This is a genomic window from Marinobacter sp. (assembly GCF_041686475.1).
Lineage (GTDB): Bacteria > Pseudomonadota > Gammaproteobacteria > Pseudomonadales > Oleiphilaceae > Marinobacter.
This window is the reverse complement of the sequence record NZ_JAWLDU010000001.1, coordinates 124,637-144,492: the sequence shown is the minus strand read 5'-3', so window position 1 is coordinate 144,492 and position 19,856 is coordinate 124,637. Positions and strand designations below refer to the sequence as shown.

At 58.5% G+C, this 19,856-nt stretch carries 21 protein-coding genes; 8 read left to right on the top strand and 13 right to left on the bottom strand.

Going from position 1 to position 19,856, the window contains the following annotated elements:
* Positions 1-281: 281 nt before the first annotated feature.
* Positions 282-494 carry a cold-shock protein gene (locus ACESMB_RS00650; RefSeq protein ID WP_027832312.1) on the top strand — a complete coding sequence of 71 codons (213 nt, stop codon included), beginning with the start codon at positions 282-284 and terminating at the stop codon, positions 492-494.
* Between the two features lie 79 nt (positions 495-573).
* On the opposite strand, the gene leuA is transcribed toward ACESMB_RS00650, so the two are convergent.
* Positions 574-2,274: a 2-isopropylmalate synthase gene (leuA, locus tag ACESMB_RS00645; RefSeq protein ID WP_372970696.1), complete on the bottom strand. Its 1,701-nt coding sequence runs from the start codon at positions 2,272-2,274 to the stop codon at positions 574-576.
* 146 nt (positions 2,275-2,420) lie between these two features.
* On the opposite strand from leuA, the gene ACESMB_RS00640 reads away from it, so the two are divergent.
* A complete protein-coding gene (locus ACESMB_RS00640) occupies positions 2,421-2,918 on the top strand; it encodes an Lrp/AsnC family transcriptional regulator (RefSeq protein WP_372925772.1) in 498 nt (165 codons plus the stop codon).
* A 60-nt stretch (positions 2,919-2,978) separates the two neighbouring features.
* Here ACESMB_RS00640 and ACESMB_RS00635 read toward each other — a convergent pair whose 3' ends face one another.
* On the bottom strand, positions 2,979-3,407 hold the full coding sequence (locus ACESMB_RS00635) for a PaaI family thioesterase (protein ID WP_372925771.1): 429 nt from the start codon (positions 3,405-3,407) through the stop codon (positions 2,979-2,981).
* A gap of 108 nt (positions 3,408-3,515) precedes the next feature.
* On the opposite strand from ACESMB_RS00635, the gene ACESMB_RS00630 reads away from it, so the two are divergent.
* Positions 3,516-5,249 (top strand): proline--tRNA ligase, encoded by a 1,734-nt coding sequence (locus ACESMB_RS00630; protein WP_372970695.1) that lies wholly within the window; start codon positions 3,516-3,518, stop codon positions 5,247-5,249.
* A 36-nt stretch (positions 5,250-5,285) separates the two neighbouring features.
* On the opposite strand, the gene murB is transcribed toward ACESMB_RS00630, so the two are convergent.
* From murB to ACESMB_RS00585, 9 genes are all read right to left on the bottom strand, one after another.
* A complete protein-coding gene (murB, locus tag ACESMB_RS00625; RefSeq protein WP_372970694.1) occupies positions 5,286-6,317 on the bottom strand; it encodes a UDP-N-acetylmuramate dehydrogenase in 1,032 nt (343 codons plus the stop codon).
* The gene (locus ACESMB_RS00620; RefSeq protein WP_372925768.1) at positions 6,314-6,793 is read right to left on the bottom strand and encodes a low molecular weight protein-tyrosine-phosphatase; all 480 of its coding nucleotides are present in this window, start codon (positions 6,791-6,793) and stop codon (positions 6,314-6,316) included. The genes murB and ACESMB_RS00620 overlap by 4 nt, the downstream gene beginning before the upstream one ends.
* Complete coding sequence (gene kdsB, locus ACESMB_RS00615; protein WP_372970693.1) at positions 6,790-7,578, bottom strand: 3-deoxy-manno-octulosonate cytidylyltransferase; 789 nt, start codon at positions 7,576-7,578, stop codon at positions 6,790-6,792. Before kdsB ends, ACESMB_RS00620 begins: the two co-directional genes overlap by 4 nt.
* Positions 7,579-7,590: 12 nt before the next feature.
* Positions 7,591-7,779: a Trm112 family protein gene (locus tag ACESMB_RS00610; protein ID WP_372925766.1), complete on the bottom strand. Its 189-nt coding sequence runs from the start codon at positions 7,777-7,779 to the stop codon at positions 7,591-7,593.
* On the bottom strand, positions 7,772-8,800 hold the full coding sequence (lpxK, locus tag ACESMB_RS00605) for a tetraacyldisaccharide 4'-kinase (protein ID WP_372970692.1): 1,029 nt from the start codon (positions 8,798-8,800) through the stop codon (positions 7,772-7,774). The genes ACESMB_RS00610 and lpxK overlap by 8 nt, the downstream gene beginning before the upstream one ends.
* A complete protein-coding gene (msbA, locus tag ACESMB_RS00600; RefSeq protein WP_372925764.1) occupies positions 8,797-10,572 on the bottom strand; it encodes a lipid A export permease/ATP-binding protein MsbA in 1,776 nt (591 codons plus the stop codon). Before msbA ends, lpxK begins: the two co-directional genes overlap by 4 nt.
* Positions 10,569-10,991 (bottom strand): ExbD/TolR family protein, encoded by a 423-nt coding sequence (locus tag ACESMB_RS00595; RefSeq protein WP_372925763.1) that lies wholly within the window; start codon positions 10,989-10,991, stop codon positions 10,569-10,571. The genes msbA and ACESMB_RS00595 overlap by 4 nt, the downstream gene beginning before the upstream one ends.
* A gap of 5 nt (positions 10,992-10,996) precedes the next feature.
* Positions 10,997-11,623, bottom strand: coding sequence for a MotA/TolQ/ExbB proton channel family protein (locus ACESMB_RS00590; protein ID WP_285388264.1), 627 nt, complete (start codon positions 11,621-11,623; stop codon positions 10,997-10,999).
* Positions 11,624-11,716: 93 nt separating this feature from the next.
* Positions 11,717-14,110 (bottom strand): DNA internalization-related competence protein ComEC/Rec2, encoded by a 2,394-nt coding sequence (locus ACESMB_RS00585; RefSeq protein ID WP_372970691.1) that lies wholly within the window; start codon positions 14,108-14,110, stop codon positions 11,717-11,719.
* Between the two features lie 80 nt (positions 14,111-14,190).
* On the opposite strand from ACESMB_RS00585, the gene ACESMB_RS00580 reads away from it, so the two are divergent.
* Positions 14,191-14,766, top strand: coding sequence for a DUF2062 domain-containing protein (locus tag ACESMB_RS00580; protein ID WP_372925761.1), 576 nt, complete (start codon positions 14,191-14,193; stop codon positions 14,764-14,766).
* On the opposite strand, the gene ACESMB_RS00575 is transcribed toward ACESMB_RS00580, so the two are convergent.
* Both ACESMB_RS00575 and ACESMB_RS00570 read right to left on the bottom strand, forming a co-directional pair.
* On the bottom strand, positions 14,754-15,464 hold the full coding sequence (locus ACESMB_RS00575) for an ABC transporter ATP-binding protein (protein ID WP_372925760.1): 711 nt from the start codon (positions 15,462-15,464) through the stop codon (positions 14,754-14,756). The genes ACESMB_RS00580 and ACESMB_RS00575 overlap by 13 nt on opposite strands.
* Positions 15,457-16,698: a lipoprotein-releasing ABC transporter permease subunit gene (locus ACESMB_RS00570; protein ID WP_372925759.1), complete on the bottom strand. Its 1,242-nt coding sequence runs from the start codon at positions 16,696-16,698 to the stop codon at positions 15,457-15,459. The genes ACESMB_RS00575 and ACESMB_RS00570 overlap by 8 nt, the downstream gene beginning before the upstream one ends.
* Positions 16,699-16,812: 114 nt before the next feature.
* Here ACESMB_RS00570 and ACESMB_RS00565 point away from each other — a divergent pair, with 114 nt between their 5' ends.
* From ACESMB_RS00565 to ACESMB_RS00550, 4 genes are all read left to right on the top strand, one after another.
* Complete coding sequence (locus ACESMB_RS00565; protein WP_372925758.1) at positions 16,813-17,400, top strand: PilZ domain-containing protein; 588 nt, start codon at positions 16,813-16,815, stop codon at positions 17,398-17,400.
* 92 nt (positions 17,401-17,492) lie between these two features.
* Entirely contained in the window at positions 17,493-17,801 is a 309-nt protein-coding gene (locus ACESMB_RS00560) for a hypothetical protein (RefSeq protein ID WP_372925757.1), read from the top strand.
* A gap of 97 nt (positions 17,802-17,898) precedes the next feature.
* Positions 17,899-18,933 (top strand): agmatine/peptidylarginine deiminase, encoded by a 1,035-nt coding sequence (locus ACESMB_RS00555; RefSeq protein ID WP_372970704.1) that lies wholly within the window; start codon positions 17,899-17,901, stop codon positions 18,931-18,933.
* Complete coding sequence (locus ACESMB_RS00550) at positions 18,930-19,853, top strand: carbon-nitrogen hydrolase (RefSeq protein ID WP_372925756.1); 924 nt, start codon at positions 18,930-18,932, stop codon at positions 19,851-19,853. Before ACESMB_RS00555 ends, ACESMB_RS00550 begins: the two co-directional genes overlap by 4 nt.
* Positions 19,854-19,856 lie beyond the last annotated feature (3 nt).

Here is a 19,856-nt window from a genome sequence, read left to right as displayed (position 1 = left end):
AGAACTTCGGTTTGGTGACAAGCTTATGACAACTTGTTGTTTTTGCGGCTTAAAAAACTTGAATAAAGTACTAAAAAAAGCGTTGACGCACTCCCAGCTCGGTCTATACTGAAAATGCTGTGAAAATACAGCGGTATTTTGTGAATGCGTTTCAACGTTCTGCCAAGAGCTCTTCGTTGCCCCTTTCCTCAGTACTTTCTGGATTTTTGCAGCATCGGTAATTCCTCAGGAACACCGACGGTCCCGTGAGGGCAAAAATCTCGGAAATACAGGAAAGATCAATGTCAGATGATACAAAAACAGGCCACGTGAAGTGGTTCAACGAGTCCAAGGGCTTTGGGTTCATCGCCCAGGACGGTGGCAGTGACGTTTTCGTTCACTACAGTGCAATCAACGCGAGCGGATTCCGCACTCTGACCGAAGGTCAGCAGGTGCAGTTTACCGTTACACAGGGACCGAAAGGCCCCCAGGCGGAAAACGTAACCCCGGTCTGAGGTTTACGGCACCCCGCCCTATGCCCCTCACGGGCACAGGGAATACGAAAAAGCCGGCAACTGCCGGCTTTTTTCTGTTTCAGGCACCCGCTTCTGCTGTTTCCATGTCGGCAACCCGGCGCTGCTGATCTTCACCCACTACCTGGGATACCGCAGAAAACAGAGCCTGCAGAGTGGCTGAGGTCGTGTCCTCTGCCAGAGCTGCCGCGCTACAGTGCTGATCATTGACCGTGACGCGGATACAGGCCAGAGCATTTGCATTGGTGCCCTCTCCGAGGGCGAATTCGTCGTAAGCCTCTACCGCCAGCGACAAACCGTACTCTGATTCAAGCGCCGCAGACACAGCCTCCACAGCACCAAGACCATGCCCCTGCAGGGTGACAGGATTGTCTCCGGCGCCAATGCTGACCGTTGCTGCAACACCCTCGTCATCCCGGTGCAGATCGTAGGATCTCAGCTCCCACGCGCCAGGGACCCTCAGGTAACGGTCCTCGAACAGCCGATGGATAGTCAGCGAGTCGATCTCACCGCCATTGGTTTCCGCCTCGCGCTGGACCAGCTTGCTGAATTCGATCTGCAACCAGCGCGGCAGGCTGATGTTGTAGTCCCGTTCAAGGACATAGGCAACACCGCCCTTGCCCGACTGACTGTTAATACGGACCACCTCTTCGTACCGGCGACCAAGATCACGGGGATCGATCGGCAGGTAAGCCACATGCCAGGTGTCTCCGTCCTTGCGCTTGCTCAGGCATTTGCGGATCGCATCCTGGTGGCTGCCGGAAAATGCGGTGAATACAAGCTCGCCCGCATAGGGATGACGAGGATGGGTGGAAATTTCGGTACAGGCTTCCACCACATCGGTAATCTCTGCCATACCGGACAGATCCAGGGTAGGATCCACACCCTGGGAATACAGGTTCATGGCCATGGTAACCAGGTCCATATTGCCTGTGCGCTCGCCATTGCCCATCAAAGTGCCTTCCACCCGGTCGGCACCGGCCATCACCGCCAGTTCCGCCGCCGCCACGGCACAGCCACGATCGTTATGGGTGTGGACACTGATGCTGATGTGCTCCCGGTACCGGACCCTGTCACAGATCCACTCGATCTGGTCGGCAAACACGTTGGGCGTGGCCATTTCCACCGTGGCCGGCAGGTTGATAACAACCGGCTGACCCTGGTCCGGTCGCCAGACATCGTTGACCGCATCGATAACATCGGCTGCGTAATCCAGTTCGGTGCCGGTAAAGCTCTCCGGAGAATACTGGAAAGTCCACTCGGTATCCGGGAATTTCTCGGCGTTGGCCTTGACGATGCGGGCGCCGTTGACGGCAATGTCCTTTATGCCGGCCTGGTCCATGCCAAACACCTGCTCCCGCTGCACCGTGGAGGTTGAGTTATATACGTGGACGATTGCCTTGCGGGCACCCCTGAGCGCTTCGTAGGTGCGCTCGATCAGCTCCTGCCGGGCCTGGGTAAGCACCTGTATATGAACGTCCTCGGGAATCCGGCCCTCTTCAATCAGCTTGCGGCAGAAATCGAAGTCGGGCTGACTCGCAGCCGGAAAGCCGATCTCGATTTCCTTGAACCCCAGTTTTACCAGCAAATCGAACATCCGCTGTTTCTGGGCCACTGACATGGGTTTCACCAGCGCCTGGTTGCCATCCCGGAGGTCCACGGCACAAAAACGCGGTGCGCGGGTAATGACCTGGTCCGGCCAGCGGCGAGCGGTTTTCGCCACCGGTGGGAAAGCAACATATTTACGATGATCAAATGCCATTAGGGTGATTCCTTGCTCTTGTGACTGGGAATTCATTCACTGTGCATCAGGATAACGCGCGAGTTGGGGAAAATGATTGCTTTTTCAACAAACGCAGGCTGATAATAGCTATATTATTCTATCATTTTAACAAAGGTCGGCAGTTTATGTCAGGATCCACAAAGCCGCTTGTCAAAATCGACAAAATAGACCGTAACATCCTTGAGCAATTGCAACAGGACGGATCCCTCACCAACCAGGAACTGGCGGACAAGGTTGGACTGTCTCCCTCCCCCTGCCTGCGTCGGGTCCGGGCTCTGGAAGAGGCCGGAATCATTGTCCGGCAGGTAACCATACTGGATCACAAGAAACTGGGTCTGTCGCTGACTGCGATCATCCTGATCGGCATGGATCGCCATACGCCGGAACGATTCGCCGCCTTTGAGAAACAGGTAGGAGAATACCCGGAGGTCCAGGAATGCTACCTGATCACCGGCCAGGATGCCGACTACATGCTGAAAGTTGTGGTGCCGGACATGGACCACTATCACCACTTTCTGCTCAATCGTATCACCCGCATTCAGGGGGTCAGCGGGGTGCATTCAAGCTTCGTGCTCAGGCGGGTTATTGACAGTACTGCCTTGCCACTGGGGTATCTTTCCTGAAGCAGGCCCGGCCGGTAGCGGGTCGCCTCGTCGGGTGAACTCATTGATCCTGGCCCTGCGTCAGTCGCAGCTGTAGGGCAAGGCGTAGCTGCCAGTGACGTGTGCGACCAGTTGCTGTTTATCGCCTTCCCCGGACAGCAACCGTACTTCACAGAAGGCAATCCGTCTGCCCATGCGCAGAACCGTCGCCTCACCCACCAGATCGGCCGGCGCCGGTTTTTTCAGAAAGTTGATGGACAGGTTGCTGGTAACCGCCATTTCCACCCTGCCGATGGCCGCCATCACAGCCGCGTACATGGACGCATCCGCCAGCGCCATCTGCACCGGTCCGGACAGGGTGCCACCGGGGCGAATCAGACGTTCCGAGAACACCAGGCGGGTAAGGGCGTAGCCGCTGTCCCCGGTGGCGTCGACGGTGAAGCCGATGTCTTCTGCCATGGGTACTCCGGCGCGTATCACTGCTTCGACTTCCGCCGCTTTCAGGGTCATTCAATACTCTCCGTATGTCCATCTGTACCTTGTGGTAATCGCTCCGTACAATAGCGGCGACCACATGATAAATAAAGAATCCCTTTTCAACTGTTTACGGATAACACAATGCGAGCAAGCCGTTACCTGATTGCCACCCAGAAAGAAACGCCTGCAGATGCCGAAATCATCAGCCACCAGATGATGCTCCGGGCCGGGATGATCCGCAAACTGGCCGCCGGCCTCTATTCCTGGCTGCCAATGGGGCTCAGGGTGCTGCGCAAGGTTGAGCGCATCGTGCGGCAGGAAATGGACAAGAGCGGCGCCCAGGAAGTGCTAATGCCTGCGGTGCAACCCGCCGAACTGTGGCAGGAATCCGGACGCTGGGAACAGTACGGTGGTGAACTGTTGCGTATGAATGACCGCCATGGCCGTGACTTCTGCTTCGGGCCGACCCACGAGGAGGTTATCACCGATCTGATTCGCAATGAGCTGAAAAGCTACAAGGAACTGCCGGCGAACTTCTATCAGATCCAGACCAAGTTCCGTGATGAACGACGTCCCCGCTTCGGCGTAATGCGCGCCCGGGAATTCATCATGAAGGATGCCTATTCCTTCCATGTCACTGCAGAATCCCTGAATGAAACCTATCAGGTCATGCACCGTACCTACTGTGCCATTTTCGATCGCCTGGGCCTGGATTACCGCCCGGTTGAGGCGGATTCCGGCGCCATTGGCGGCAGTGCTTCCCATGAATTCCACGTGCTGGCTTCCTCGGGCGAAGACGCCATTGTTTTCAGCACCGACAGCGACTACGCGGCCAATATCGAAAAAGCCGAGGCCATTGCTCCGTCCGGTGACCGCCCTGCGCCCGCACAGGCCATGAAGGAAGTCGCAACACCGGACCAGCGCACCATTGAAGCCGTTGCCAGTTTCCTGAACGTCGACGCCAGCGCAACCATCAAGACCCTGATGGTGAAGGCAGAAGAAGACGAAAACGGAAACAGTGGCCTGGTTGCCCTGGTGCTGCGCGGTGACCATACGCTCAATGACATCAAGGCTGAACAGCTTGCAGGTGTGGCTGAGCCTCTGACCATGGCGACGGATGAAGAGATTGAGCAGGCTATCAACTGCAAGGCTGGCTCCATCGGGCCGGTCAATCTACCCGTGACTGTCATTGCAGACCGCAGCGCGGCCCACCTGGCGGACTTTGTCTGTGGCGCCAATAAAGAAGGCTATCACCTCACCGGCGTAAACTGGGAACGGGATGTGCCACTGGCGCGGGTGGAAGACCTGCGTAACGTGATCGAAGGCGACCCCAGTCCTGACGGAAACGGTACCCTGGAAATCCGTCGTGGCATTGAAGTTGGCCATATCTTCAAGCTGGGCAACAAGTACAGCAAGGCGATGAACGCCACGGTACTGGACGAGAACGGCAAGAGTGCAATTCTGGAAATGGGCTGCTACGGCATTGGTGTATCCAGAATTGTGGCCGCGTCCATTGAGCAGAACCACGACGACAAGGGCATCATCTGGCCCGAGGCGATTGCACCGTTCGAAGTGGCGATTGTAACGCTGAATGCCCACAAATCGCCGGCGGTGATGGAAGCCGGGGAAAAGCTCTATCAGCAACTTCGCCAGGCGGGCTTCGATGTTCTGCTGGACGACCGCAACGAAAGGCCAGGCGTAAAGTTCGCGGACATGGAGCTGATCGGCATTCCCCATCGCTTTGTGATATCCGAAAGGGGCCTGGCGTCAGAAACCCTGGAATACAAGGGACGCCGTGACGAGGACAAGCAGGACGTTCCCCTGACTGACATCCTTCCTTTCCTGATCAACGCCTCGCCCCGCAACGGCCTCTGAGGCGGGATTGAACAAAGGGGGTGGACCGGTGGCCTGCTAGGGGCTGCCGACCACTCCCGGTTCCATCTCCAGTGCAATACCGAAACGTGCTTCAACGTCGCGGCGAATCCTGTCTGCCAGTGCAAGCACATCCTGACCGTTACCATTGGAGTGATTCACCAGCACCAGTGCCTGCCGGTTGTGGACACCAACCCTGCCGTTGCGATAACCCTTCCAGCCACACTGATCGATCAGCCATGCCGCTGCCACCTTGGCACTGTCATCGCCAGGATGCCCTGCAATGTCCGGATAGGACTGCTGCAGGGAATGCCAGGTATCCAGGGCAACGACCGGATTCTTGAAAAAACTGCCGGCGTTGGGAAGCTGGGACGGGTCCGGCAGCTTGCGCCGTCGCACCGCCATTACCCCGTTTGCCACATCCAGCGGCGTCAGGCAGCGCGCATCCTGACCATCGAAGTATTCCGCAAGATCACGGTAATCCAGCGAGAAGGGCCGGGAGCGGGACAATCTCAGGCGAACGGTGGTAATCACGTAGCGACCGGGCTCGTGCTTGAACACGCTGTCCCGGTAACTGAAATGACACAGGCTGTTGGTCAGCGTGACTTCATGGCCGGTGTGTCGGTCCAGGGCGCTGACTTCCAGCAGGGTATCCCGCAATTCAGTGCCGTAGGCACCGATGTTCTGGACCGGCGCAGCGCCAACCGTGCCCGGAATCAGCGCCAGGTTCTCAATGCCTCGATAACCGGCGGCGGCCGCGTACATAACCACATCATGCCAGTTCTCACCTGCACCCAGCACCAGCGTTGCCCCGTCGCCATCCACATGTTCCCAGCAGCGGCGGGCAATGGCCATGCGAATTACCAGGCCCTGATAATCACCTGCGAAGACCAGGTTACTGCCTCCGCCAAGGATCAGCGGCTGCGCTGACTCCGCGGATGCCCAGTTCAGGGCTTCCCGGAGGGCCTCAAGGGAAGTGACGGACACAAAATAGCGGGCACGGGCGGCAATGCCCAGGCTGTTCATCTCGCCAAGGAAAACGTTCTCCTGAATCCGCGGCGGGCTGATCAAGCCAGCTGCTCCCTGATGTGGGACAGAAGCCCCTCGCTGGCGTCGTTGATCAGGTCCAGCACGTGTTCAAATCCATGATTGCCACCGTAATAGGGGTCTGGCACCTCGTCGTAACCGGATTTGCCGAAACGCAGGAACAGCTCAGGCTCGGTGCCACCATTCTGGCGCCAGATATCGCGCACATCAGCAAGATTCTGCCTGTCCATCACCAATATATAGTCGAACTGGTCCAGATCCTCGCTGCGGAACTGTCGCGCCCGCAGGTCATCAATATCAATGCCGCGTTTTCGGGCCGCCGCTACCGAGCGGCTGTCCGGGCTTTTGCCCACGTGCCAGTCGCCGGTGCCACAGGAATCAATGGTGATCCGGTCATCCAGCCCGGCCTGCCGGACCACCTTTCGAAACACACCTTCTGCACTGGGGGAGCGGCAGATGTTGCCGAGACAGACAAAAAGTACCTTAACGGGTGCTGTCATGGGTCTGGTGCCTCCTTCTGCTTGGCTGCCATGTACTGTCGCAATCGATCGAGGTCCTGCTGGGTATCGACACCCGATGGGGGCACCCGGCAGGCCTCTTCCACATGAATACGGGCTCCGTTGTGCAGTGCCCGGAGTTGTTCAAGAGATTCCGTCACTTCCGTCGGCGCCGGCGGCCAGGTGACGAAATTGCGCAGAAGATTCACACGGTAACCGTAGATACCGATGTGGCGGTAGTAGCCAACGCCTTCCGGTAAAGCCCTGCCGGAATCCTCAGCCCGCCATGCATCTCTGGCCCAGGGTATCGGTGCACGGCTGAAATAGTGCGCCATGCCGCGGTAATCAAACACCACCTTTACCACGTTGGGATTGAACACGCTGGCCACGTCCGAGATCGGCTCGCACAGTGTGGCAATAGCAGCATCCGGGTGGGTCTCCAGATTGGCAGCCACCTGGTCAATCAACTCGGGAGGTATCAATGGCTCATCACCCTGGACGTTGACTACCCGTTCGTCCGGACCGAAGTTCATCAGCCGGGCCACCTCTTCCAGGCGATCGGTTCCACTGGTGTGGCCGGCAGACGTCATGACCACCTCTGCCCCGAACCCGCGGCAGGCGGTTTCGATACGTGGATCATCAGTGGCGATGATCACGCGGTTGGCATGGCTCTCACGGGCACGGTCATAGACGTGCGCGATCATCGGCTTGCCGGCAATGTCTGCCAGCGGTTTGCCCGGCAACCGAGTGGATGCAAACCGGGCCGGAATGACAACGGTATAGGACATAAGGGCTTCCTGTCAGCGCTTATCCAGGCGCTCGTCAGTGGTCAGGGTGCGGGCCTCGGTGGCGAGCATGACCGGTATCCCTTCGCGAATCGGAAACGCCATTGCATCCTGATAGCAGATCAGTTCGGTTCTGTCCTCATTGAGTTTCAGGTCCCCTTTGCAGACCGGGCATGCCAACAGGGCCATCAGTTTCTTATCCATGGTGTGTTCTCGCAGTTTCGTTGGAATCGAGAGATTGCCGACAATGATTGACGCTGGCCATAAATGCTTCGCTGAATGACTGCGGAAGCCGGGCTTTCACGGCCAGAACCCAGGTATTGTCCGGGGCAAACTTCCGGCACTTGACGGCATCCTTCGCCGTCATTACCAGCCACTCTCCTGCTTCTGATTGCAGATCGTCAGGCGTGAAACGGTGATGATCCGCAAAAGCATGGGGCCGGACCTTCGCCCCCAGGCCTTCCAGTGTATCGAAAAAACGTCCGGGATTGCCGATTCCGGCTACTGCCCTCACCGACTGACCCTGAAGGCGTTCCGGTGGCAGGGTTTCGCCGGTAACCAGGTTGCGCAGCTCGGACGGCGCCAGCGACATGGTGAACTGATGATCGTGCTCGACCGCGTCCAGGTAGCCACCATTGGTAATGACGAAATCGACGGAGGACAGTCGCTCCAGCGGTTCCCGCAGCGGACCTACCGGTATCAATGCGCCGTTCCCGACGCCCCGGGCGCCGTCAAACACCGCCAGCTCTACATCCCTGGGCAACCGGTAATGCTGAAGTCCGTCATCGCACAACAGGACGTTACCCAGTTTCTTCTCAAGAGCCCAGAGTGCACCGCGCTTACGGTCCGGGTCGACCACCACCGGACAGCCGGATTCCGCCGCCAGCATCACCGGCTCATCACCGGCTTCATCAGGCTCCGTTTCCGGGGTAACCAGCAAAGGATAGCGCTCCGCCTTGCCGCCGTAGCCCCGGCTGAGGACCACCGGCTGCCAGCCATGCGCCTGCAACAGAGCGGTAAGGGCGGCCGTTAATGGCGACTTCCCGGTACCGCCAGCGGTTATGTTGCCCACGACCACCACCGGAACGGGGATACGTTCGTCCCGGGCCTGCCACGCGCGCCGACGGCGTTTTTCAGCAATGGCACGATAGAGCCAGACCAGCGGGTACAGGGGCCACAGGGGGCGCTTGCCGCCATACCACAACCGGTCTATCAGCGACGTCATGCCTGCTCGCTGAACTGCATCTGGTGAAGCTGGGCATAGGCACCGTTCTGGGCAAGCAATTCGTCATGCCGGCCTGATTCGATGATCTGTCCACCTTCCATCACCAGAATGCGATCTGCTTTCTCGATGGTGGAGAGGCGGTGGGCGATGACCAGCGTGGTTCTGCCTTCCATGACAGTTTCCAGGGCGTCCTGAATGTGACGTTCGGATTCCGTATCAAGCGCCGAGGTCGCTTCGTCGAGGATCAGTACCGGAGCATCCTTGAGCAATGCCCGGGCAATCGCCAGGCGCTGACGCTGGCCACCGGAGAGCATCACGCCGTTGTCGCCTATCATGGTGTCCAGGCCCTCGGGCATCCGCTCGATAAATTCCATGGCATGGGCCTTGGCAGCGGCGTCGACGATCTGCTCCCGGGTATGGTGCCGAAGGGCGCCATAGGCGATGTTGGCAGCGATGGTGTCGTTGAAGAGCACCACGTTCTGGGTTACCAGTGCGATCTGAGCGCGCAGCGCTTCCAGGCTAAACTCCTTCAGGGAATGGCCGTCCAGCCTGATATCGCCGCTGGTGTATTCATAGAACCTTGGCAGCAGGCTGACCATGGTGGATTTGCCGCTTCCCGAGCGCCCCACCAACGCCACACTCTGGCCGGCAGGGATGCTCAGGGAGATGCCCTTGAGCACATCGTCCAGCTGATCACGGTAGCGGAAGCACACATTATCGAATTCGATGTTGCCGTCGACCCGATCCGGTGCATAGGTGCCCGGGTCATGCTCCGGCTCCTCATCCATGGTACCGAATACGTCGTGGGCGGCAGCCACGCCTTTCTGGATCTTGGCATGCACCGAGGTAACCTGCCGAATGGGCTTGGCCATGGTGGTTGCGGCAGTGATAAAGGCAACGAGCTTGCCGGTACTCATATCACCCCGCAGTTCGGGAGCGAGCATGAACCAGACAAGCGCGGCGATAGCGATGGCAACCAGTACCTGTACGACCGGAATACTGATGGCCTGGGTCGAGGCCATTTTCAGGCTCTGCTTCAGGTTTTTCTCGCTCACCTTGCGAAAGCGATCCCGCTCATAGTGCTCACCACCGAAGGTGCGGACCACCCGGTAGCCGCTGATGGATTCCGACGCCACATGGGTAATGTCGCCCATGGAACCCTGTATCCGTTTGCTGATCTTGCGGAACCGCTTGCTGGCGTAGCTTACCACCAGGGCAATCAACGGCCCCACCGCAAGAAAGACCAGTGTCAGTTTCCAGTTGGTGTAGATCATGAAGCCCAGCAGGCCAAGTATGGTCAGGCCTTCCCTCAGAGTGATGGTAACGGCGTTCGTGGTGGCCTCGGCAACCTGCTCGACGTTGAAAGTGAGCTTGGATACCAGCCGGCCCGAAGCGTGTTCGTCGAAATAGCGGGAAGGCAGGTTCAGCAGCCGGTCAAACACCTGCTTGCGCAATGCGTTGATCACCTGTCTGCCGACATAGCTGATAAAATACTGACTCATGAACGTGCCCACACCGCGAAAGGCAAACACTCCCACAATCAGCAGGGTCAGCTGGATACGGTTTTCGTCGGTGGGATTTTCCAGGGCAGTAATAACGTATTCCATGGCTGCAGCCATACCGGTGGAAGCAGCCGCATAGATAATATTTCCCACTACCGCCAGGGCAAAGGCCAGCCAGAAGGGTTTTACGTAAGCCAGCAGCCGCTTGTAGGTTGCCCAGTTGGTTGCCGGCTGGCCGGCTGGATCTGCTTTCGAGGTGGATTCACTCACTGCGCTTCCGCCTCACGCTCGGTAGTGATACTGAGTTTGGCAAAGCCCAGACGACCGGCAACATCCATGGCGCGGACCACGAATTCATGAGGTGTACGGGCATCAGCGGTAATAATGTATGGCAGCGACGTGTCATCACCCGCAAGTTCACTAACCGCTCGCTCCAGGGTTTCCCGACGGTTATTGACCAGCGTCCGGTCATTGAGAATGTACTGGCCCTCGGCGTTGATCACCACGTCAATCAACGTTGCTTCGGATTCGGACCGTTCACCATTGGCTTCCGGCAGTTCGATATTGAGATGGCTCTCACGGGTGAACGTGGTGGAAACCATAAAGAATATCAGCAGCAGGAAGACCACATCGATCAGTGGCGTCAGGTCGACCCCGACTTCCTGACTTCTCTGGCGCTTGAACTTCACGGCGTTCAGGCTCCTTCCACGTCGATTTCGCGGTCGCCATGCACGACCTCAACCAGCTTGATGGCTTCCTGCTCCATGCCGACAACCAGCTCGTCAACACGGCGAATAAAGTAGCGGTGGCAGATAAGAGCCGGAATGGCCACGCTGAGGCCGGAGGCTGTGGTAATCAGGGCTTCGGATATGCCGCCGGCCAGGTTGCCGGCATCACCCACCCCGGCGAGCTGGATTTCGGCAAACACCTTGATCATGCCAATGACCGTACCGAGCAGGCCCAGCAATGGTGTGATGGTGGCGACTGTACCCAAGGGATTGAGAAAACGTTCCAGTTCATGGATGACCTGGCTGGCCTCGTGCTCGATGCTCTCCTTCATGATCTCGCGACCATGCTTTGCATTCATCAGCCCGCCTGCGAGGATGCGGCCCAGGGGCGAAGAAGCCTGCAAGGCCTTGAGCTTGCGACCGTTAAGCTCTTTCTTCTTAATCCAGCGCCACAACTCGTTGATGGTGTGCTGTGGCGTTACCCGCGAAGGCCTGAGTGTCCAGAAACGCTCAAGGATGATGGCAAGTGCAAGAATGGAACAGGCAAGAATCGGCACCATGAGGATGCCACCGGCTTTCAAAAGCTCGAACACGCTTGGTCTCCCTGATTGTTAGCAAGCCGCGCTACTTTAGCATAGCTACCGGCGGAGGCCACACCCGGAATGTCACGGTTTTTATCCGCAACATCAGCGGCTTTCAGGTTTGCGTATCCAGAACGGCGTTTGCATTCGCGCTTCCGTTACAGCGACCTTGCCCGGCCGCATTTCCAGCCGCAAGGCACCTGAGGTGGCGGTATTCAGCAACCTGCTGCCAGTAGCCCGATACCGGTCCACCACATCCGGATGAGGATGCCCGAAGCGGTGTCGGTAACCCGCACTGAATACCGCAATATCCGGCGCCATCTGCTTCAACCACAGTTCCGATGATGACGTCTTGCTGCCATGGTGGGGTGCCAACACGACCCTGAAAGCGGATGGGTCCTGCCCATGGTCAGCGGTGAACTGGCTCTCGACCCGCCGGGTAATGTCGCCCGGCAAAACCACCTCCACATCTGCGGTGGCGGACCGGATGGTCAATACACAGGAAGCGTCATTTCCCTCAGCCTCGCCGGGACTGCGCCAGAAGGCCAACTCCAGGCTGCCCATGGTCCGGACATCCTGCCGGGCACAGGATCCAATCGCCTTGGCAAGCCTGCCGGGCAGCATCCCCGCCACCCGCTCTGGCTCGCCGGTAACCACCTGCCCCACTTCGAAATGTTCAAATAACAGGGGCAATCCCCCGGCGTGGTCGCCGTCGCCGTGACTGATTACCAGGGTGTCGATACGAGCCACCCCCAGCGCCCGGAGATTGGGTATCAGTACCGAATCAACGGCGGAATAGACGCCTTCCAACGCTGGCCCCGTATCGTAGACCAGCACCTGCCCCTGATCCCGCACCATCACTGAAAGCCCCTGGCCCACATCCCACACCCACAGCTCGGGGTCATCGACCGGGGAGTTCGCGGTGCCTGCCGGGGCGCCCTTGACCAGAGAAACGGTTACCCACACAACTGCCAAGCAGGCGGTTGCCAGACGGAATCCGCGAAATGGCACCAGCAAGGCCACCATAACCACCACGACCATCAGCACCAGCGCTGGCAGGCCCGGTGCCGGCAGCGCGAGTTCCACATCGGCAAGCCGGTCCAGCCCGTGCCAGAGCACTCCAAACACAAGGTCAAAGGCTTTTATAACAATGTCGTCCAGCAACGGAAAAATCGCCATGGCAAGGGCGCCCAACACCACAACCGGCATCACCACCAGCGACACCCAGGGTATGGCAAACAGGTTGGCAACAAAGCCAACCACCACCTGGGACTGGCCCAGCACTTCCAGAATCGGCCAGAGAGCGGCAAACACAGCCAGCTGGGCGAGTACCAGCCCCTGAAGCCACCCCGCCTGACGCAAACGAAGACTGAACAGCAGCACAAGAACGGAAACCGCCCCGAAGGAGAGCCAGAACCCCTGATCCAGAGGTGAGAACGGATCGTTCACCAACACCAGTACCAGAGCTCCCAGCAACCCGGTGAAGGCTCCCGTCTTCCGGGCACCCAGCAAACACCATCCAGCGATGATGACCATGATCAATGCCCGACGCGTCGGCACAGAGAAACCAGCTGCAAGGGCGTAGGCAAGACTGGCAAGGGAAACCGCGATAAAGACGTATCCACGCAGCCTGCCGGGCGACACCAGCCGTTGCGGGAGGCACAGCAATATTCGCCTGCAGACAAAGCCGGCACCCGCCGCAATCAGGCCCAGATGCAGCCCGGAAATTGCTACCAGGTGAATGGTACCGGTGGCCTTCAGGACCTCCCAGTGCCGCGGTTCCATGTATCCGCGATAGCCGATCATCAGAGATGTAATCAGGGGGAAATGCTCGGCCTCGGACAGCCGTTCTGACACCGCATCCACGAGACTGTTACGCCAGCGGTGATAGCGACAGCCGAGCCCACAGTCAGAGTAGCGATCGGGATAGAGATCGCGAATGGTTCCGGTAGCGCCAAATCCCTTTCGAAACAGCCATGATTCGTAGCGAAAGCCCAGGGGATTTACCGAGCCGTGGGGGCGTTTGAGTACTACCTTGAGCTTTAGCCGTTGCGGAATACGCGTTGTTGCCGCTTCGCCATACCAGGCCAGGCGCAACTTCTGCGGCAACGGTTGCAGATCCGCAGCTACAAATTGCGCCGGTAGATGCCATTGCTCGACACAGAAAGCGAAACGTACGCTATTGAAACTGCCAGTGGAGGGAACGTCACAGACATGCCCGGAAACCTCCAGCAGCTCCCCTTCCAGGTTCGCGGGCAGGGTTGCCTGTTGCCGGACATCAGCGTGCCAGGCTGCCCAAAGCATCCCGGCGATGACTGCGGTACCCAGTATCGCCACTGCCCGGCTTACTGGCGAATTCGCCCGCACCAAGCCGAGAAACGGGATTACCATCGCCGAAATCAGCCCGGGCAGAGGTGGTAACACCGCAAGGCTATACAGTAAGATAACGCCGCAGGCAAAGCCCACGAGGCCGATCCTGGCCATAAAACTTCCGGACAATCCTTGTCCTCCTGATAGTTGGTCCTCTCCGGGCGTTGCGTATTCCCGGAACCATCATCCTGTGCAGGCAGAACTTCCCGATGCCAAAGAAGTTCATGAAACGATATCTACCAACGCCGGAAAAAGTGCGTGCGATCGAATCGCTGCACTTCCTGGGCGATATCCTTCATGAACCCAACCTGTGGCATATCAACCGGCACAGTGTTGCCCGCGCCTTCCTTGTTGGCATATTCCTGGCCATTATCCCCTTGCCTTTCCAGATGCTGGCAGCGGCTTTCTTTGCCATCTGGTTCAACGCCAATCTGCCGCTGTCGGTGGTACTGGTGTGGATCAGCAATCCGGTCACCATGCCCCCCCTGTTCTATTTCAACTACAAAATCGGAGCCTGGATTCTCGACCGCCCGGTACTGAATTTCGAATTCCAGCTATCCTGGTCCTGGCTCAGCGGGCGGCTCCTGGACATCGGTGTGCCCCTGTATCTGGGTTCACTGGTGGTAGCCACACTGTCGGCGTGTCTGGCTTACCTCATCATCCAGTTTCTCTGGCGTCGCAAAGTCCGCTCTGACTGGCAGGAGCGCCGATCAGACCGTATCCGCCAACGCCGGCTGGCCAGAAAAGCCCGGCGCGAACGGAAAAGTAACGGTCAGAGCTCCTGAAACAGCTCTCCCTGTTCCAGCCGTAACACCCGGCCCAAACTTTTTGCCATCTTCATGTCATGGGTAACCAGCACAAAGGCAATCCCTATCTGGTCCCGCAGTGACTCAATAAGATCGCGAACACCCTCCCCGGTCTGTTCGTCCAGATTGCCTGTGGGTTCGTCCATCAGCACACATTCAGGCTCGTTCACCAGCGCGCGGGCGATAGCGACCCGTTGACGCTCACCCCCGGACAGCTCCCCGGGCTTGTGGGCCAGGCGATGGCCCAGGCCCACACGCTCGAGAATAGCGCCTGCTTTGTCTGAGGCCGGCTTTATTCCGAGACCTCCCAGCGCACAGGGCATCATCACGTTTTCCAGCGCGGAAAACTCCGGAAGCAGGTGGTGAAACTGATAGACAAACCCCAGGTGACGGTTCCGGAAGCGCGCGCGCCCGGCCTCACTCATGCGATGAATGTCCTGCCCACAGATTTCGATATGTCCCGAAGAAGGCTTGTCCAGACCACCAAGAAGATTCAGCAGCGTCGTTTTACCAGCACCACTACTGCCAACAATACCAACGCTTTCTCCGGCCGACACCCGCAGCGAAATATCCGAGAAGATCGTGAGCTTTCCGGGGCCTTCATTGTAGGTGCGGGTAACCTTCTCACAGTCAATCACCAGCGCCCTGTCACTGTTCATGGTTGCTGAATCACTCATAACGCAAAGCCTCCGCCGGATCGACGCGTGATGCGCGCCAGGCCGGATAAATCGTTGCAAGCAGGCTGAGGGCAAGACCGGCGCCGCTGATAATCCACACGTCCTGCCACTGCAACTGGGACGGCAGGTAACTGATGAAATACACATCTGCACTGAGGAACTGATGCCCCATGAACTCTTCCAGCCAGGCGATGAACCCGCTGATGTTGTAGGCGCCAAATACACCCAGCGCCGTCCCCACAATCGTACCGGTAATGCCTATAACAGCGCCCTGGACGATGAAGATCCGCATGATCCTGCCCGGGGTGGCTCCCATGGTGCGCAGAATGGCAATATCCGCGGTTTTATCGGTGACCACCATCACCAGGGTGGAGACAATATTGAAGGCCGCTACCGCGACAATAAACATCAGCAGCAGGCCAATCATGGTTTTTTCCATGCGAATGGCCTGGAACAGGTTACCGTGGGTACGGGTCCAGTCAGATATGTAATGCCGTCCGCTGAGCTGTGTTGCCGCTTCCCTGGCAACGTTCGGCGCCTTGAACAGGTCGTCCACCAGCAGGCGTACCCCCTCTGCCTTGCCACCGGTGCGCATCAGCTTGGCGGCATCGTCCATGTGGATCAGCGTGTAGTTGCCGTCCAGTTCCGCCCCGACACTGAAAACACCCTTGACCGTAAACCGTTTCAGCCGTGGCATGACCCCCGCAGGGGTGACGGAGGCCTCTGGCAACACCACAGTCACCCGGTCACCAATCTGGAGGCGGAGCGCAGACGCCATCTGCTTGCCAACAATGATGCCAAACTCCCCGGACTTCAGGTCATCCAGGCCTCCCTCGATCATGTGATTCTCGATAATCGAGACGCTGCGCTCCTGCTCCGGCAGAACGCCATTGAGCATTACCCCCCTGACATCACCACCACCGGTCACCATGCCCTGCCCCTGGATATAAGGTGCTGCAGCAATCACCGAGGGGTGCTGTTCAACGGTGCGATCAACCTCTTCCCAGTCCTGGAGCCCGTCATCAGCCTGGATGGTAGCGTGGGGGACCATGCCCAGGATCCGCTGCTTGAGTTCGCGGTCGAAGCCGTTCATCACCGACAGAACGATGATCAGAACTGCAACACCGAGCATCAGCCCGATCATGGAGGTGAGTGATATGAATGAAATAAAGTGGTTACGTCGTTTGGCCGCGGTGTACCGCAAACCAACATATAATGATAAGGGTCTGAACATTGGGAGGAGCCTGTCGCTACCTTCTGGTCTGTCGAAATTCCTGCCCCGATACGGAGCGGCAGGAAGCTGCTAAACTTTTATCAGGAAACAATAATACCGCGTTCTGGAGTTCCGATGCCCGCAACGACACCCCACGATAATCCGGCAGAAATCCCTTCTGACCGCAGGGACTATTACCGCATCAGCGATCATATCGGCCTGGAAATCCGGAAACTTGGGTCGGATGACGCCAGCAGGGAACATCCCTTCAACGGCAGCCATCTGGAAAACCTCCATTCGGAATTCCGACGTCTCGATCAGGACGTTCGGGCACAGCTTGCCACCCTGGCGGAGCGAGACCGCCAGTTGAGCTCACTGATCAAGTCACTCAACGGGAAGCTGGATACGCTGGCGCGCATTATGGCCTTTGAGCAAAATCCGTTGCAACCTGAAGACTGGCAGGACGTCACCCTCAGCGAAGGTGGCCTGGCATTCCACACGGCAACCAACAGCTTCACGGCAGACGAGATTTTGGCACTGAGAATGACCCTGCCCCCGGAACTGTTCCAGCCGGTTGCCATTGCCCGCGTGATCAGTGTTGAAACGGACGGAAGCGGGGGTGCCATGGTTCATACGGAGTTTACCGACATCCAGGACAGCGATCGCCAGCAAATCGCCCGCCATGTGATGCGCTGGCAGATCCGGCAACGTCAAAAAGAATAAACTGTCCACAAATCACCGAATCCGGGCTGACTTTTGTTAGTCTTTATCGGATATTACGTTTTATCAATGTGATGCCACGGAGTAAGCCACTGATGAAAAAACGCACAATTAGAGCAGTCTGTGCCGCCACCGCCCTCACCGCACTGGCATCGGGACCGTTCACGACCGCGGCCGCCGAGGAAGTCCGCGTACCGGTAATGTCGCAGGCTGAACGCAGTGCCCAGGAAGACCTGCCCCGCACCGGCATGAGCGAGTCCAGCGTACGCAATGGCTGGGGAAGCCCAATGGAAACCCGGGGCCCGGTGGGCGATCCACCCATTGCCCAGTGGCACTACGAGGATTTTGTCGTGTATTTTGAGGACGACCGGGTCATTCATGCTGTTCTGAAGCCCGAACGTTGAAAAATCGTTCAATTGTGTCCTGACGCAACCCCGCCTCTTCGTTAGAATGTCGGCTTTTGCATGTAAAGGTGTTCGCAACTTGACTTCCAGACCTGTGATGCCCGCAGAGTGGGCAGCCCAAAGTGCCGTAATGCTGACCTGGCCCCATCCGGGAACTGACTGGAGCGACAGTCTCGCCGAAGTGGAACCGGTATTCCTGGACATCGCGCGCGCCGTGCTCCGTTTCCAGCATGTGGTGCTCAGCTGTGAACATGTGGTTCGCCTGCAGGAGCTCGAGCGGGACCTCAATGCCTACGCGCAGGAACAGGGGTTACCGGGACGCGTCGTGGCAGTACCTGCCCCTGCCAACGACACTTGGGCCCGCGACCATGGCCCCATCCCCATTTCCGGCGAAAACGGCCCGGAACTGCTGGACTTTCACTTCAACGCCTGGGGCGGCAAGTTTCCCTGGGAAAAGGACAATGCCCTCAACCGCCACCTGGCGAATTTCGGCAGCTTTGGCACCACCCCGCTGGTACCCGTAGAGTTTGTGCTTGAAGGCGGATCCATCGAATCCAATGGTCAGGGAACCATACTGACCACCAGCGAATGTCTGCTCACACCGTCCCGGAATCTGAGCATGGACCGCGCCTCCATTGAGCACCTGCTGGCAGAGACCCTGGGAGGCGACAGGATTCTGTGGCTGAATCATGGTTACCTTGCCGGTGACGATACCGACAGCCATATCGACACTCTCGCCCGTTTCTGCGCAGAAGATCACATCTGCTACGTGAGCTGCCCGGATGTCGGCGATGAACACTACAGCGCCCTCGCCGCCATGGAGGAAGAACTGCAACAGTTCCGCCAGACCAATGGTCAACCCTACAGGCTCACCCCGCTGCCCTGGCCTGATGCGATTCATGGCGACGACGGCGAGCGGCTTCCGGCAACCTATGCCAACTTCCTGATCATTAACGGGGCGGTTCTGGTCCCGGTCTACGGTGTACTCCAGGACGAAGACGCCCTGAACATCCTTGCCGGCCTGTTCCCCGACCGGGAAATGATTCCGGTTAACTGTCGCCCGCTGATCAGGCAGCATGGCAGTCTTCATTGCGTCACCATGCAGATACCCGCAGGAGTTGTGCAGGTATGAGCCGTTCCACCCCGGCCGGTGCTCTGTCCATTGCCGCCATCCAGCAGCCATGCAGCGCCAGCAAAGACACCAGCCTGGCCACCAGCGAGCGCCTGGTGCGGCAGGCGGTAAACGATGGTGCACAGCTGGTCGTACTCCAGGAGCTGCATGCGACCCTGTATTTCTGCCAGACGGAAGACACATCGGTGTTTGAGCTGGCCGAGCCCATACCTGGCCCCACCAGCGACCGGTTATCCGCCCTGGCGGCGGAACTCGGTGTTGTCCTGGTGGGCTCCGTCTTCGAGCGCCGGATGAACGGCGTCTATCACAACACCGCTGTGGTGTTCGAGCGGGACGGAAGCATTGCCGGTCTGTATCGCAAGATGCATATTCCCGACGACCCGGGCTTTTACGAAAAATTCTACTTCACCCCCGGTGACGCCACCTTCAACGATGGCAGCAGCGGCTTCACCCCCATCGACACCTCCGTCGGCCGCCTGGGTGTGCTGGTATGCTGGGACCAGTGGTATCCGGAATCCGCACGCCTGATGGCACTGGCCGGCGCAGAAGTGCTTATCTACCCGACCGCCATCGGCTGGGACGTCACTGACGACCCCGATGAACAGGCCCGTCAGCTCGAGGCCTGGGTGACGGTTCAGCGAGGTCATGCCGTGGCCAACAACCTGCCCGTTATAGCTCCCAACCGCGTCGGTACCGAACCGGACCCTTCCGGCCAGTCCGACGGTATCCGGTTCTGGGGCAACAGCTTCATTTGCGGTCCCCAGGGCGAATTCCTGGCCCGGGCCGACGATCACTCAGAAACTATCCTGTCTGCAACCATTAACCGCTCACGCAGTGAATCGATTCGACGCATCTGGCCGTATTTCCGGGACCGGCGCATCGACGCCTATGGCGACATTCTCAAGCGGGTAAGGGACTGAGTT

Coding starts and splice junctions, on each gene's coding strand:
- kdsB (WP_372970693.1), bottom strand. CDS start 7,578: ATGTCCTATACCGTTGTCATTCCGGCCCGGTTTGCATCCACTCGGTTG.
- ACESMB_RS00570 (WP_372925759.1), bottom strand. CDS start 16,698: ATGTTCAGACCCTTATCATTATATGTTGGTTTGCGGTACACCGCGGCC.
- ACESMB_RS00575 (WP_372925760.1), bottom strand. CDS start 15,464: ATGAGTGATTCAGCAACCATGAACAGTGACAGGGCGCTGGTGATTGAC.
- ACESMB_RS00650 (WP_027832312.1), top strand. CDS start 282: ATGTCAGATGATACAAAAACAGGCCACGTGAAGTGGTTCAACGAGTCC.
- ACESMB_RS00630 (WP_372970695.1), top strand. CDS start 3,516: ATGCGAGCAAGCCGTTACCTGATTGCCACCCAGAAAGAAACGCCTGCA.
- ACESMB_RS00550 (WP_372925756.1), top strand. CDS start 18,930: ATGAGCCGTTCCACCCCGGCCGGTGCTCTGTCCATTGCCGCCATCCAG.
- ACESMB_RS00560 (WP_372925757.1), top strand. CDS start 17,493: ATGAAAAAACGCACAATTAGAGCAGTCTGTGCCGCCACCGCCCTCACC.
- ACESMB_RS00580 (WP_372925761.1), top strand. CDS start 14,191: ATGCCAAAGAAGTTCATGAAACGATATCTACCAACGCCGGAAAAAGTG.
- ACESMB_RS00565 (WP_372925758.1), top strand. CDS start 16,813: ATGCCCGCAACGACACCCCACGATAATCCGGCAGAAATCCCTTCTGAC.
- ACESMB_RS00620 (WP_372925768.1), bottom strand. CDS start 6,793: ATGACAGCACCCGTTAAGGTACTTTTTGTCTGTCTCGGCAACATCTGC.
- leuA (WP_372970696.1), bottom strand. CDS start 2,274: ATGGCATTTGATCATCGTAAATATGTTGCTTTCCCACCGGTGGCGAAA.
- lpxK (WP_372970692.1), bottom strand. CDS start 8,800: ATGACGTCGCTGATAGACCGGTTGTGGTATGGCGGCAAGCGCCCCCTG.
- ACESMB_RS00635 (WP_372925771.1), bottom strand. CDS start 3,407: ATGACCCTGAAAGCGGCGGAAGTCGAAGCAGTGATACGCGCCGGAGTA.
- ACESMB_RS00555 (WP_372970704.1), top strand. CDS start 17,899: ATGCCCGCAGAGTGGGCAGCCCAAAGTGCCGTAATGCTGACCTGGCCC.
- ACESMB_RS00610 (WP_372925766.1), bottom strand. CDS start 7,779: ATGGATAAGAAACTGATGGCCCTGTTGGCATGCCCGGTCTGCAAAGGG.
- ACESMB_RS00640 (WP_372925772.1), top strand. CDS start 2,421: ATGTCAGGATCCACAAAGCCGCTTGTCAAAATCGACAAAATAGACCGT.